This is a genomic window from Paludibacterium sp. B53371, from assembly GCF_018802765.1.
GTDB lineage: Bacteria > Pseudomonadota > Gammaproteobacteria > Burkholderiales > Chromobacteriaceae > Paludibacterium.
The window spans coordinates 993,821-1,007,016 of sequence record NZ_CP069163.1 but is presented as its reverse complement, the minus strand read 5'-3'; the positions used below and the strand labels follow the sequence as shown (position 1 = coordinate 1,007,016).

Annotated in this window: 15 protein-coding genes; 7 read left to right on the top strand and 8 right to left on the bottom strand. The window is 62.1% G+C overall.

Annotated elements, in window-relative coordinates; translation table 11 throughout:
* Nucleotides 1–21 precede the first annotated feature (21 nt).
* A complete protein-coding gene (locus JNO51_RS04795) occupies nt 22–603 on the top strand; it encodes a hypothetical protein (protein ID WP_215781881.1) in 582 nt (193 codons plus the stop codon).
* Nucleotides 604–643: 40 nt separating this feature from the next.
* Here the strand turns inward: JNO51_RS04795 and JNO51_RS04790 are convergent, their stop codons facing one another.
* The 7 genes from JNO51_RS04790 to JNO51_RS04760 all read right to left on the bottom strand — a co-directional run bounded on the left by JNO51_RS04790 (nt 644) and on the right by JNO51_RS04760 (nt 8,002).
* Entirely contained in the window at nt 644–1,906 is a 1,263-nt protein-coding gene (locus tag JNO51_RS04790) for a flagellar assembly protein T N-terminal domain-containing protein (protein ID WP_215781880.1), read from the bottom strand.
* A 7-nt stretch (nt 1,907–1,913) separates the two neighbouring features.
* Nucleotides 1,914–2,594, bottom strand: a complete 681-nt coding sequence (locus JNO51_RS04785) for an LPP20 family lipoprotein (RefSeq protein WP_252346191.1) — start codon at nt 2,592–2,594, stop codon at nt 1,914–1,916.
* Nucleotides 2,595–2,693: 99 nt separating this feature from the next.
* A complete protein-coding gene (locus JNO51_RS04780; protein ID WP_215781879.1) occupies nt 2,694–3,590 on the bottom strand; it encodes an EamA family transporter in 897 nt (298 codons plus the stop codon).
* 50 nt (nt 3,591–3,640) lie between these two features.
* Nucleotides 3,641–5,026 (bottom strand): glutamate--tRNA ligase, encoded by a 1,386-nt coding sequence (gltX, locus tag JNO51_RS04775; protein ID WP_215781878.1) that lies wholly within the window; start codon nt 5,024–5,026, stop codon nt 3,641–3,643.
* Nucleotides 5,027–5,091: 65 nt separating this feature from the next.
* Nucleotides 5,092–6,288 carry an MFS transporter gene (locus JNO51_RS04770; protein WP_215781877.1) on the bottom strand — a complete coding sequence of 399 codons (1,197 nt, stop codon included), beginning with the start codon at nt 6,286–6,288 and terminating at the stop codon, nt 5,092–5,094.
* 95 nt (nt 6,289–6,383) lie between these two features.
* Complete coding sequence (locus JNO51_RS04765) at nt 6,384–7,283, bottom strand: AraC family transcriptional regulator (RefSeq protein ID WP_215781876.1); 900 nt, start codon at nt 7,281–7,283, stop codon at nt 6,384–6,386.
* Entirely contained in the window at nt 7,190–8,002 is an 813-nt protein-coding gene (locus tag JNO51_RS04760) for a L,D-transpeptidase (protein ID WP_252346190.1), read from the bottom strand. Before JNO51_RS04760 ends, JNO51_RS04765 begins: the two co-directional genes overlap by 94 nt.
* On the opposite strand from JNO51_RS04760, the gene JNO51_RS04755 reads away from it, so the two are divergent.
* The 6 genes from JNO51_RS04755 (at nt 8,001) to JNO51_RS04730 (ending at nt 12,894) form a co-directional block, all read left to right on the top strand.
* Entirely contained in the window at nt 8,001–8,204 is a 204-nt protein-coding gene (locus JNO51_RS04755; protein WP_215782779.1) for a hypothetical protein, read from the top strand. The genes JNO51_RS04760 and JNO51_RS04755 overlap by 2 nt on opposite strands.
* Nucleotides 8,173–9,723: a 23S rRNA (uracil(1939)-C(5))-methyltransferase RlmD gene (gene rlmD / locus JNO51_RS04750; protein WP_215781874.1), complete on the top strand. Its 1,551-nt coding sequence runs from the start codon at nt 8,173–8,175 to the stop codon at nt 9,721–9,723. The genes JNO51_RS04755 and rlmD overlap by 32 nt, the downstream gene beginning before the upstream one ends.
* Before the next feature lie 236 nt (nt 9,724–9,959).
* Nucleotides 9,960–10,352, top strand: coding sequence for a hypothetical protein (locus JNO51_RS04745; RefSeq protein ID WP_215781873.1), 393 nt, complete (start codon nt 9,960–9,962; stop codon nt 10,350–10,352).
* Nucleotides 10,349–11,092: a LiaI-LiaF-like domain-containing protein gene (locus JNO51_RS04740; protein WP_215781872.1), complete on the top strand. Its 744-nt coding sequence runs from the start codon at nt 10,349–10,351 to the stop codon at nt 11,090–11,092. The genes JNO51_RS04745 and JNO51_RS04740 overlap by 4 nt, the downstream gene beginning before the upstream one ends.
* A 9-nt stretch (nt 11,093–11,101) precedes the next feature.
* Entirely contained in the window at nt 11,102–12,169 is a 1,068-nt protein-coding gene (locus JNO51_RS04735; protein ID WP_215781871.1) for a sensor histidine kinase, read from the top strand.
* Entirely contained in the window at nt 12,166–12,894 is a 729-nt protein-coding gene (locus JNO51_RS04730; protein WP_215781870.1) for a LytTR family DNA-binding domain-containing protein, read from the top strand. Before JNO51_RS04735 ends, JNO51_RS04730 begins: the two co-directional genes overlap by 4 nt.
* 26 nt (nt 12,895–12,920) lie before the next feature.
* Here JNO51_RS04730 and JNO51_RS04725 read toward each other — a convergent pair whose 3' ends face one another.
* Nucleotides 12,921–13,181, bottom strand: coding sequence for a KTSC domain-containing protein (locus JNO51_RS04725; protein ID WP_215781869.1), 261 nt, complete (start codon nt 13,179–13,181; stop codon nt 12,921–12,923).
* Nucleotides 13,182–13,196: the final 15 nt, after the last annotated feature.

Sequence of the window (13,196 nt, the reverse complement as noted above, 5' to 3'; positions counted from 1 at the left end):
CTTCAAACTACGGAGCAAGCCATGAAAAAACAGGCAGCCATCCTGGCCCTCGCCTCCCTGACCTCGCTGAGCGCCTACGCGACATCCAGCAATGATGTCTACTTCGATATGGGCAACATTCAGGATTTCGGCTTTGAAGAAACCTTCCACGCCATTACGCGCGGAGAGACCTGGGGGGGGATCAGCAACATCAAGATCAAGGTCGATCACTGGGGAATGCTCACCATCAAGGCGGACAGAACCAACAGCCAGCAAGTGGCTGATGATTTCAAGGCCGCAGCAATGGGTTCTTACGAGTTTGGCAGCGGCAGCAACGCCATCGCCCCGCAAATGCTGAATTTCATGATAGAAGGCAATATGTATCTGAAAGCCGACGGAGAAGACATCACCTGTGAAGGCATGCTCCTTGGACAAGGCAGCGAACGCCATAGCGGTATCGTGCATAACATCTGGTGGATCAGTGCCCACGGCATGATCCAAAATGGTGCTCACGTCGGCAGAGTACTTTGCCAGACCGCCTCAGGGCGTCATGCCGTTGTCTATTTCTCGGATGGCAGCGACGTCAACCGTTTCAATGTGCAGGCCAACATCTACCCCTGGTAAAACGTGACCATAAACCCTGCCCGGTCAAGGCCGGGCGGGTCTAACGCTTGGGAATAAAGCGCAGCAGATCCCCCGCCTGTACCGGCGCCTTGCCGCCATGCGCCACGGCGACCGAGAGATTGGGTTGAACCTGGATCAGCGACACATCGCCCAGCAACGACTCCGGAATACCCAGCTCCTGTCCGCTGGCAGGGTCAATCACGGCATTGGCCAGCCGCTGGCGATACACCAGCATACGATCGCCGACCTGCAAACCCGACAAACCGCCGGCGTCCACATAGATCTGCCCCTTGTCCACCCGCAACACCCGGGCCGTGAAAGGCAAACAGCTCAGCGTTGCGGCCACATCCCTCGTCACGGCATCCATCAGGTCATTGACCTCGCCACCGTAGTCGGTCTCCCAGAAGGCATCCGAGCCGAATACCGGCATGTTCCTGGGTTCGACATAACCACTGGCCGTCGTCGCAAACTGCTGCGTCCGCAGCAGACTGCCGGTGAGTCCGTCATAAACCCATAACTCCAGCTTGAATTCACGGGCGACTGAACGATAAACCACCCCGGGACCGAACAACGCCGACCCGGGGCCGTTGTAGTACATCCCCTGTTGGCTGCTATTGGTCGAGCCATACAGGGATAGACGCGGGCTGCGCTTGGTGACCGCCGTAGAGAGCACTCTGCCGGCCACCACAAACTGGGCATTCTCGCTGTCAGCCAGACGTCGGACGGCAGAAGCGGCCAGCGCGGGATCCATCAGATAACGATTGGGCAGCAGCCCGATATTGCCGGCATCGCGCACGGCAAACTGCCGCTCCAGCTGGCCAAGACGGCGCGCCAGGTCATGAGGCAGACGCACGCCGAGCGCATCCAGATCACTGGCATCTGCCGGATGATCAAGATAAAAATAGGCCGCAACCACTCTGCGCCGCAGCGCACGGCTATCCGGTGCGCTACACCCTGTGGCACGGCCGCGTGCGGCGGGCTGATCCGGCTCAACCTGCACCTGCACCTGATAGAGGCCATCGGCCTGATGCTCCTGCAATACCGTCACCTTGCCGGAAATCGGCGCCGCCGACAGACTCGACGACTCGCTCACGACGCCGGAATTCATATACTGCGCCGAATTCACCTGCGCCCCCTGAGACAGGGCCGCCTGATGCAAGGCATCCTGAATAGCCATTTCCCGCGCCGCCGTCAGGCCGGCATCCATCGGGGCACTGCCGTTGGCAATGATCGGATCGGCCACGGCAGCGGACAAAAACAAAGCCGCCACGAGGGCGGCATGAACGGATTGACGCAGGCGCATGGCCATCCTATTGGGCGTTATAGAAATTGCTGCCATAGCGGGCCGAAGCACAGTTGTCTGCACCACACTGCACCCCTTGCGCGCCGCTCTGCTGCGCAGCCTTCATGACACTGCCAGTTTGCTGCAGGGCACTCTTGAACTGCAGATAGAAATCCTTGTCCAGCACGATTTCGGCGATGACCTCGCTGGTCCCATCGGCCTGAATGCTGGTGGAAATCACGTTCACACCGCGCAGATAGGCATCCACATAGGTGCGGAAGCTATCGCTGACCGACACCATGTTCGCCACCGAGCTGTTACCGACCAGCTTCATCCCCTGCACCTGTTCGGCAATCGCACGGAACGCATCCAGCTTGGCGGCACGAATGCCCAGCAACTTGCGCTGAGCTGCGGTCAGCGACTTGGAAACCGGCACTGTCCCCTGGCCGGTAACACGAATCTTGATCGGCTGATAGGGATCGACCTCCTTGACCACCACCTTGGGGGCTTCCGGCTCAATACCGGCACCGACAAACCCTACCCCGGTACGGGCATCCAGCGCGGCCGACGCAGCCGATACCGGCGCCGGCGCCGGCTCGGCCATCACCGCGGAGGCCGGCATTGCCGGGGTCACGACCTGAGGGTTGTCGGCGTGGGCACACGCCGTCAACAGCACCAGCAGCGGGACAATCTTATAGGCTTTTCTCATTTCAGACCCCATTTGTAATATTTGGCATGGTATGAACCATTGCCAGTCGACGTCAACCGCTTCATCGACCAATTAAAGCAAAACTTGAGAATAGTCTGATTAACTTGCTTGTTTTAACAGGGATTTCAACACTCTGGCGCCAAAAACATTCACCAGCAGCCCGGCCAGCAGCAATACGCTGCCCAGTAACTGGCTGGCGCTCAGGTGCTCCCCCAGCAGCCAGGTCGAACACAGCAAGGCCACCAGCGGCACCAGCAGAGAGAAAGGCGCCACGGCATTGGCGGGATAGCGCGCCAGCAAACGGCTCCAGATGCCATAGCCCAGCATGGAGGCAGCAAAGGCCAGATAGGCCACCGAGGCCAGCGAGCCCCAGGAAAAATGACTGAGCGCGGCCCAATCGCGCGCCCCGCCCTCCAGCCACAGCGACAGCGCCAAAAACGGCAGGGGCGGAATCAGACCGGACCAGACCACCAGCCCCAGCGGCTCAACCTGCAGGCCCTGGCGCACCATGCGTCGCACCACCACATTCGACAGCGCCCAGCTGCTGGCCGCCATCAGCGTCAGGACAAACCCGAGCAGCGTCATGTTGCCGCCACGCGCCAGTCCGATCAGCGCCAGCCCGGAAGCCGCCAGCAGCAAGCCGGCCAATTGCGCCGGCTGCCAGTGCTCGCGCAGCATCAGGGCAGCAAACAACATGGTAAAAAACGCCTGGGATTGCAGCACCACCGAGGCCAGACCGGCCGGCATGCCAAACTTGATGGCACAAAACAGACAGGCAAACTGGCCAAAGCCGACTGTCAGGCCGTAAGCCGCCAGCCAGCGCCAGGGAAGGCGCGGACGCGCCACCCACAGACAGCCCGCCAGCGCGAGCAGGGAAAACCGCAGGCAACCCAGCAGCAGAGGCGGCACATCCGCCACCCCCCACTTGATCACCACAAAATTGAAGCCCCACAGCAATACCACCAGCAGGGCCTGAAGGATGTCCCGGGTTTGCATGCACCGTCCTTATCAGACCGGGGCATGCCTCACCCCGGAAACCAACTGCCTCAGCCCTTCATGCGCTTGAGCACTTCATCCTTGCCGATCAGGGCCAGCACCGCATCCACCGAAGGCGTCTGCGCCGTGCCGCACACCAGTACACGCAGCGGCATGCCGAGCTGGCCCATCTTGATGCCTTCATCGGCACAGAACGGCTTGAACAGCTCATGGATGGCCTCGGCCGTCCATTGCGGCAGTGCCGCCAGCCGCTCGGCAAACCGCGCCATGCGGGCACGCGACTCATCTGACAGATGCTTGGCCAGATCCTCTGCCGAGGCTTCACGCTTGCGATAGAAGTAGTCGGCCTCCGCCGCCAGCGCATTCAGATCCTGCACACGCTCGCGCACCAGGGCCAGCACCTCGGTCAGGGCAGGCCCCTGAGCCACGTCGATACCGGCAGCCGCCAGACGCGGCGCAACCAGCCCGGCCAGGGCGGCCAGATCCGCCTGCTTGATATGCTGGGCGTTCAGCCACAGCAGCTTGTCGCCATCAAAGCGCGAGGCCGAGGCACTGACATCGGCCAGATCGAACCACTCGATGAACTGCGGCATGTCGAAGAATTCGTCATCGCCGTGCCCCCAGCCCAGGCGCGCCAGATAGTTGAGCAGCGCCTGCGGCAAGATCCCCTTGTCGGCATAATCGACCACGCTGACCGCATCGCGGCGCTTGGACATTTTCTGGCCATCTTCGTTGAGGATCATCGGCAGATGCGCATACACCGGCAGCGGCGCGCCGAGTGCCTGCAGAATATTGATCTGGCGCGGGGTATTGTTGACATGGTCGTCACCGCGGATCACATGGGTGATCTGCATGTCCCAGTCATCCACCACCACGCAGAAGTTGTAGGTCGGACTGCCGTCAGGACGGGCGATGATCAGGTCATCCAGCTCCTGATTGCTGATTTCGATCCTTCCCTTGACGGCATCGTCCCAGGCCACCACCCCATCCAGCGGCGTCTTGAAACGCACCACCGGCTCGATCCCTTCCGGCACCGGCGGCAAGGTCTTGCCCGGCTCCGGCCGCCAGCGGCGGTCATAGCGCGGCTTCTCGCCACGGGCCTCCTGCTCGGCACGCATGGCTTCCAGCTCTTCCTTGCTGCAATAGCACAGGTAGGCATGACCCGCATCCAGCAACTGGCGGATGACCGCCTTGTAACGATCGAAACGCTGGGTCTGGTAAAACGGACCCTCGTCATAATCCAGACCGACCCAGTGCATGCCGTCCATGATGGCCTTCACCGACTCGGGGGTCGAACGCTCCAGATCGGTATCTTCGATACGCAACACAAACACACCCTGGTGCTTGCGGGCATAGGCCCAGGAAAACAGAGCGGTGCGCACACCGCCGATATGCAGGAAACCGGTCGGGCTCGGCGCGAAACGGGTACGGATCATCTTCAGGTCCAGCAAGAAAAATAAACGTTTATTGTACGCCGACGGCAAAAGACGCGGCAAATGGCTTAGCGCCCCCGGCCAGATCGCGCCAGCCACCAGGCCAGCACGGCCAACAGACACACGGCTGCGGCCCAGCCACCGATATGGTTCAGCCACACCGCTGACAGAGCAAACACGCCGGCCAGCACTTGCTGCACAAAACCGCACAATGCCATGGCCATCCCCCCCTGATCGCGCCCCTGCTCCACCGCCAGGGCCATGCTATTGGGAAACACCACCGCCTGACCGAACACGGCCAGACCGTAAAGCAGCACAAACACCACCAGCCCCAGACGCCCTTCATGCGACATCACCGCCATCCAGACAAAAATCGCCAGACCGGCCAGCAAGAGGCCATCGCAGCCACGCCGCAACAAATGCAGGCTGCCATAGTGCGGAACCATCCGGTGCACCAGCACAGATCCCGCCAGATAACACAGGGCAAATAACACTCCCAGCGCGCCAAATCCGGTGGCACCCAGACCAAAATCCTGCCGAAACACAAACGGGCTGCACTGCTGCAGGGTTACGATCACTGCATAACCGACGCCACCTACTGCTGCAGACTGCCAATAACCTGCACGCCGCAACAGACACCACAGACCGTGCCACATCGGCGCTGGGTGGCCCCGGGAGTGAGTCGCCGGCAGCCAGTGCCCGAAGCAGAAAGCCAGCAAAGCGAGCAGCGCCATCAGAACAAAGCCCTGAGGCCAGCGACCGAAACGGGCGATCAACCCGCCGACAAACTGCCCGCCGCCCAGGGCGCAGATAAACGCCATCGACAGACAGGACAGACGGCGGGCCAGAGCATCCCCCTGCCAAAAATCACGCACCAGAATACGGGCGATGATCGCGGCACCGCCTGCCGACATGCCCTGAACCCCACGCAGGAACAACAATTGCCAGGCTTCGTGGCAGAACGCCAGCGCGAGACTGCTGGCCATGAACAACAACAAGGCCCCTTGCAAGGACCGCCGCCGCCCCCAGCGCTCCGCCGCACGCCCCCACCACAACAAGGGCAGCGCAGCACTGATCACAAACAGGGAAATCGACAGCTCGGCCTGAGCCTGAGTCATCGACAAGGCATGCATCACCTCAGGCAGAGACGGCAGATACAAGGTGGTCGCCATCTGCGCCATCAACACCACCAGGCAGGCCAGTGGCAGCACGACGCGGGAAACAGGCGGCCGATCGGGACAAAGAACAGAGATAGATTCAGACATGGGGGCCATCCAGGCAGGGACAAAGCCTGATGCTATCCAGAGAGAACAGACCATGCCGCCTGCAAACCGACACGCATGGCGGCAAACCAGACAACTCAAGCGCCAGCAGGATCCTGGCCACGCCCCTTACGAGCGTAATCAGACGGCGCACAAGACATCAGGCGGCGGAACATGGCAGCAAACGCCCCCGGATTGTCATAGCCAAGCGCCGTCGCCACCTGCGTCACCGACTCGCCGGCGGCGAGGTGCGGCAAAGCCGTCATGACCGACAGATGCTGGCGCCACAATTGATAGGACATCCCTAACTCGGCGACAAACAAACGCGACAGCGTACGCCCTGACGCCCCCTGCTCCCGGGCCAGCGCCTCCAGTCCCCGTGGGTCGGCAGGATCTGCCAGCAATGCGGTACAGACACGCGCCAGTCGCACATCGCCGCCCTGTGGCAGCGGCAAACCGACATCCTCCGACCAGGCCAGCTCCTCCACCAGCACCTGCATCAGCCGCTGCTCGTGCTCATCGGCACAACGTACCTGCTGCTTGCTCACCAGACGCAGGATCAATTCGCGCAACAAAGGAGAAACCGTCAGGGCGCGGAAATCGGCAGGCAGACGCGCCAGATAGCGAGAGTCCTCCATGACGCTCAGAGAACACAGCGACAGGGGCATACGAGCACACAGCACATGTTCGCTCCCCGGCGGGATCCAGACACCATGCTGCGGAGGCAGCGACCACCAGCGTCCGGCACATTGCAGCGCCATGGCGCCGCCGATCACCACATAGAGCACGCCTTCGGCACGAACAGGCACCGGGATCGGCTCACCAGGGCGGCAATCGTGCCACTGCAGCGTGGCAGACAGACCTCTCGGCAAAACCGGCGGCAAGACTTCGGCCTGCCGCGACATCAGAATGCCGGCTGTGACGATTCGCTGGCCGGCGCCCGGGCGGGTGCCGAACTCTCCACCGTCAGGCCGCTGTCTGGTGGATTGGATAGCCAACGGAATACCGTCAGCGAGACCTCACGATAATCCGGCGCGGCGCCCTTGCAGCTCAGGCACACCGGTTTGCCATTACGCAAACGCAAAGCGTCGTTGACACGATTGCCATACAGCGGAATCCGGTGATCACGCTGCCACTTGAGCAACACCTGCCCCAGCCAGGGCATCGACACATCATCATGGCCATAGGGATTGCGATACGCCGTCAGCCATAAATGCCCGGCAGGATCCTGATTGAGCAAAATCGCCTGATACGCCACCGTCACGGCATCCCCCACGCGCACCAGGCCGGCCAGATCCAGCGCATCCGGATTCTTTAGTCGCACGCAGCCGTGACTGCGAAACCCCGGCACACTACCGGGCGCGTTGGTCCCGTGCATCCCCAGCCCCAGACCGGGTTCGCCAAAACGGATGAACACCTTGCCAAGCGGATTGTCCTCGCCGGGCGGAATGGCGGTCTTGACCGGCTTGCCCTGCGCCCGCATTTCTTCCTGGATCGACTTGGGCACATGCCAGGTCGGATCGTGATAGATCCCGGTGATATCGAAACTGCCGGTCGGGGTGCCGGTCAGCATCTTGCCGACGGCCACCGGATAAGACTTCACCAGGACACCATCCTGATAGAGAAACAGCCGCGTCTGCGGCACATTGATCACCACCTGGCGTCCCTGGCTGGTAATCAGCACGTCCGGCTCCGGCAAGCCGGCTCGCGCCGCCATGCTTGCCAACACCAGTACTGCCATCGCAAAAAACTTCAACATCCCGACCTTCATCCTGATGCATCCGCGCCGCTGGCGCTTGTCTGAAAGAGCCCCTTCACAAAAAAGCCAGCGCAAGGCGCCGCTTTTTGAGAAAATCGCTTCTTTAGTGGTTGATCTGGCAACGAACAATGAATCCGTCCGAAACGATTGCCCTGGTTGAGTCACTCGACCATGAAGGGCACGGTGTCGCCCGCGTCGATGGCAAAACCATTTTTATCGATGGGGCACTACCCTATGAGCGGGTAATATACCGCTCCTACCGTAAAAAACCCACATTCGAAAATGCCGAGACCGTGGAAGTGCGAAAAGAGAGCTTCATCCGCACCACCCCGCGCTGCGCACATTTCGACACCTGTGGCGGCTGCTCCATGCAGCACGTCGAGTTCTCCGCCCAGGTGGCCATCAAGCAACGTGTACTGGAAGACAACCTGCGCCACATCGGCAAAGTCAAGGCAGAACGCATGCTGACCCCGATCGCCGGACCGGCCTGGGGCTACCGCCATCGCGCCCGTCTGTCGGCCCGCTGGGTGGAGCGCAAGGGTACCGTTCTGGTCGGGTTTCACGAAAAGCGCTCCAGCTACATCGCCGACATGCAGCAATGCCACATCCTGCCGCCGCACATCTCGGCCCTGCTGATGCCGCTGCGCGAGCTGATCGCCCAACTGTCGATCCGCGAGCGCATGCCGCAGGTCGAAGTGGCCGTCGGCGAAAGCGTCGACATCCTGGTGCTGCGCAATATGGATCCGATCAATGTGGCCGACGAAGGCCTGCTGCGCGCCTTTGCCGACCGACATACCGGCGAACGCCCGCTGCAGATCTGGCTGCAGCCGAAGGGACCGGACAGTTGCTATCCCTTCTATCCGCTGACTGCGCCGCGTCTGACCTACCGCATGCCGGAATACAACGTCGAGATGCCGTACAACCCGACCGAGTTCACCCAGGTCAACCCGCAGATCAACGCCATCATGGTCAAGCGTGCCCTCGGCCTGCTCGACCCGCAGCCGGGTGAACGCATTGCCGACATGTTCTGCGGCATCGGCAACTTCACCCTGCCGATCGCCCGCTCCGGCGCCGAAGTCCACGGCATGGAGGGCAGCGAGGCCCTGGTCAAGCGTGCCGTGGAAAATGCCACCCACAACGGCCTGCAAGATCGCGTCAGCTACGAAATGGCCAACCTGTTCGAGGTGACGGAGGAGAGCTTCACGGCCCTGGGCAAGTTCGACAAGATGCTGATCGACCCGCCGCGCGATGGCGCCGTACAGCTGGTCAAGGCCTTGAGCGACGACAATGCGCCGCAACGCCTGGTCTACGTTTCCTGTAATCCGGCTACCCTGGCGCGCGACGCCGGCATCCTGGTGCACCTCAAGGGCTACACCCTCAAGGCAGCCGGCATCATCAACATGTTCCCGCACACCGCCCACGTCGAGTCCGTCGCCTGGTTCGAAAAAACCGGCCCGGGCAAGAGCCGCGAGGAAATTGCCGCCATGGATGCCGCCGAAGCCGAGCGCATCGCCGCCAACAAGGCCGCCAAGGAAGCCCGCAAAAAGGCCGAAGCGGAAGAAAAGGCCCGCATGCTGGCCGAAAGCGCCGCCAAGAAGGAAAAGCGCTACCAGCACTACTTGGCCAACAAGGACTACTACGACAAGCGTAGTGCCGAGAAGAACGGCAAGTCGTCCTGACCCCGGTCGCAGGCCCCAAGACATCCGGTCTTCCTCACCAGGAACCGGATGTTTTTTTACCTGACAAGGACGGTTGCCGAAGAATAAGCTGACCTACTTGGCACCAGAACCACCAGCAACCGACCGGCAATCTCCGTCATTCACCGAGTCACGGCGTGCATTGGCCGAAAGCCGCACGACGCCGGCAGCCACTGCGGATAATCTTGGCAGCGTACCCTGTCAATCCGAGGACCAAGATGATGAACCCGATGCGGCTCGAACAGCCCCAACACCGGCACCCCATGCGCCGGTTCCACTTCCTGCTGAGCGGGCTGTCGCTGATTCTGCTGGGCGTCCTGCTGGCGCTGGCCAATCTCGGCACGGTGGCCCCGCAGTCGGTCTGGCAAATCCTGCCGATCCTGATCGGCCTGTCCGGCCTGGTACGCGTGGTCACTGCGCGTCGATTCTTCCCCGGGGCAAAGGGACTGCTGCGCATCGCCCTCGCCATCTGGCTGTATGCCTGCATCGGCCACTACTGGGGGCTGACCTTTCACAACAGCTGGCCGGTACTGCTGATTCTCTTCGGCTGCCGCGTCACGCTGCGCGGCTTGTTCCAGCGCCGTCCTCTCGCACAGGAAATGACATCATGAGGCACCATCACGGCACACACGACCACGCCCCCCACCCACGCCACCGGCTGGTACTCGGTCTGTGCTTTGTCGTCGCAGGCGTTCTGGCCTTGCTGGGCAATCTGCACATCATTCAGATTGGTGAGCTTCGTCACTACTGGCCCCTGGTGTTCTGTGCCTTCGGCCTGTCCAGACTGCTGCACCGCCACCACTTGCCCGGCATGCTGTTCGGCCTGGGATTCATCGCCCTTGGCGTCGGGCTGACCCTGCAGAATCTCGGCCTGGTTCAGCATGTCATGGCCATCCTGCTGCCGGCCTTCCTGATCCTTGCCGGGCTGGCGGTGATGACACGCGGACTGGCACCGCGCCGCGTCCCCCGCCGCGACCGCGGCGGCAGAGGACACAGCCCGCTGGGAGAACCCGTACTGGCACACGATGCCAGTCTGCAACTCTCCGCCACCATGAGCGGCCTCAACCATCGGTGCGATTCACAAGACTTTCAGGGCGGCACGCTCAATGTGGTCATGGGTGGCATCGAGCTGGACCTGCGCCAGGCATCGATCAGCAACCAGGCCACCCTGCAGGTCAATGTCGTCGGCGGCGGGATCAAGATCCGCATCCCGCATGACTGGCAGCTGCAGTTGAACATCTCTCCGGTGCTCGGCGGCATCGAGGACAAGACCGTCCCCCCGATGCACAGTGACAAAATCCTGCTGCTGCAAGGCGAGGTCGTGCTGGGCGGCATCGAGATCGGCCACTGAGCCCGCCGCATGCATCCGATTCTGGCCGATGTGCGCAAACTGCTGTTGTATGGCCTGGCCTGCCTGCTGGGCGGCCTGGTCTTTGCCTCGCTGCTGATCTTCAGCGATCAGGCTGACACAGGACAGGCCCTGCTGTTTGCCCTGCCATTGAGCCTGCTGTGCGGCTTCGCCCTGCTGTCCGCCTACCCCTTGTGCCGGGCCCGTCCGGCAGCACGCCGCACGCTGGCCGCCACCTTCTGGCTGTTCACCAGCACGGCCGTGGTCTGGGCCGGCATCTGGCTGGCCATGGCACTGGCCTGGAATGTCGCCGCCGGCGTCCTGCTGGGCCAGCCCGGCGCATTGATGCCGCTGGATGCCAATCTGCGGCTGATCCTGTTTCTGGCCGGGGTGGCACTGTATCTGCTCTCGCTGCTGACCCACGAAGTCCTGATCGCATTCGGCAACCTGCAACAGGCCCTGACCGCCGAAGCAGAATCACGCCTGATGGCACGCGATGCCGAAATGCGCCTGCTGCGCAGCCAGATTGATCCGCACTTCCTGTTCAACAGCCTTAACTCGATCAGCGCCCTCACCAGCCTCGATCCGGCGGCAGCTCGCGACATGACCATTGATCTGGCACAGTTTTTCCGCCGCACCGTGGCACTATCGGGCCGCGACACCATCAGCCTGAGTGAAGAACTGGCGCTGTGCGAACACTATCTGGCCATTGAGCAACGTCGCTTTGGCAGCAAGTTGCAACTGTCGTGGCAAATCGATCCGGCGGCCCGCCCGTGCCAGCTGCCGCCCCTGACCTTGCAACCCTTGCTGGAAAACGCCCTCAAGCATGGCATCCGCCAGCTCGACCAGGGCGGCACCGTCCATATCGAAGCCTCGCTGCGTGACACCTGGCTGCACCTGGCCGTCAGCAACCCCTTGCCCGCCGCCCCGGTGGTCGCCAGTGACAGCGGACATGGGCTGAATCATTGTCAGGCACGACTGGGGAGCCAATACGAACAACGAGCCCGGCTGACCTGGCAACGCCATGATGGTCAGTTCCGGGTCGAGATCACCCTGCCATCCGAGGAGCCCCGCGCATGAGCACCACCCTGAGCGTGCTGATTGCCGATGATGAACCACTGGCACGCCACCTGATCCGCGACTATCTGCAGGCACACACTGACCTGACCATCATCGCCGAATGCGAAGACGGCCTGCAGACCGTGCAAGCGATCAGCACGCTGGCCCCGGATCTGGTCCTGCTCGACATCCAGATGCCCAAACTGACCGGGCTGGAAGTACTGGCACTGAGCGGACGACGCCATGGCGTCATCTTCACCACCGCCTATGAGGCCCACGCCCTGCAGGCTTTCGACCTGCATGCCGTGGACTATCTGCTCAAGCCATTCTCGCAACGTCGCTTCGACGAGGCCCTGGACAAGGCCCGTGCCCTGCAGGGGCAAAGCAGACCGGCCCTGAACGCCTTGCTCCAGAGCCAGCAGCCACTGCGCCGCATCCTGATCCGCGAGCGCGAACAGGTCCATGTGCTGGCCGTGGAGGAGATCGATTACATCGAGGCGCAGGACGACTACATTGCCATTTGCAGTCAGGGAAAAAGCTGGCTGAAAACCCAGCGCCTGAGTGACATCGAAACCCAGCTCGACCCACAGGTTTTTGTGCGCGTGCACCGCTCCTATCTGATCAACCTGACACGCCTGCAGGCCATCGAGCGTCATGGGCGCGACGGCCATGCCGCGCGCCTGCAGGGCGGCAAGCTGGTGCCGATCAGCCGCGCCGGCTACGAACGGATACGTGGCGTGATCTAGGCCCCCCTGGTTCCCTGACCGCCCCCTCAGACAAACAAATCATCCAGCGGATTGGCCTTTGGCCCTTTTCCCTGACGCGGGGCCGGCCGGCAAGTGAACTGCTCCTCAATATGGTCCCGATAGACACTCCAGGCCGAAGCCGAGCCGGCCAGCCGTTGCCAGAGCGCTTCGCTCACCCCGCTGTAATCCAGACACCGGCCATCCTCCAGCTCGACACGCAGCGTGCGGCTGGCACGGTCATAGCCCGCGGTTCGCAGCTTGCCGGCATTCAGGTGTTTCATTTCCATGCAAGTCTCCTGTTG